1 pseudogene is annotated in these 769 nt (G+C 66.6%); it reads right to left on the bottom strand.

Annotation, left to right across the window (positions count from 1 at the left end):
• Positions 1–21: 21 nt before the first annotated feature.
• Positions 22–769 (bottom strand): annotated as a pseudogene (locus V3W49_RS22665) (IS1380 family transposase); the annotation flags it as partial.

Here is a 769-nt window from a genome sequence, read left to right as displayed (position 1 = left end):
ACATGGCTACGATCCGACTTCCGCCGAGTCCTCGCACCACGGATGGCCGATCTTGTTCAGCCGGGCGTTGCCGGATAGGCCGAAGATGTAGCCGCAGCCTTGGCCTTCCAGGAGTTCCATGACCTCCGGCGTGCCGTAATGGCCATCGCCGCGCACGGTGATTTCCACCCGCGGCCAGTTGCGCCGGATGCGGCGGATGACGTGCTTGAGGACACGGGCCGCCTCTTTCCCGGAAGGCCGCTTGCCGGGGCGCAGCAGCGACAGCACCGGCTTGCCCGTGGCCGCCTCGAAGATGTGGATGGGCTGGAAGCAATATTCGTCATAATGGGCGTTGAACAGCGCCAGTTGCTGGCCGCCATGGACGGTATCGTCGGTGTCGTCGATATCGAGGACGATGCGCGCCGGAACGCGCCTGAAGCTGGCGCAAAACAGATCGATCAGCGACAGCCCCATGCGCCCCAAGACCCGCCATGACGGCGCGTTCTCGAGGCGCGACAGCGTCGGTTGCGACATCAGATCGTCCCCGGTCTCGGACAAGCGCCCGCAGGCCAGCTTGAACGCCGGATCGAAGCGCAGCACGTCGAGGTCGTCGCAATCCTCGTAGCCGCAGGCGATGGCGAACAGGCGCGCCCCGATCATGTCGGCGTAGGAGTGGATCGTGCTCGCCGGATCGCGCGCATCAGCCAGGCAGGAGGCAAGGCGGCCGGCAAGACCGAGCCGTTGCTCGATCCCGCGCAGCACCAGCACGCCGCCGTCGGACGACAGCCGG

Source organism: Rosenbergiella sp. YN46, assembly GCF_036620675.1.
Taxonomy (GTDB): Bacteria; Pseudomonadota; Gammaproteobacteria; order Enterobacterales; family Enterobacteriaceae; genus Jejubacter.
The sequence above is the reverse complement of the archived record's forward strand: the minus strand, read 5'-3'. Positions and strand labels throughout refer to the sequence as shown.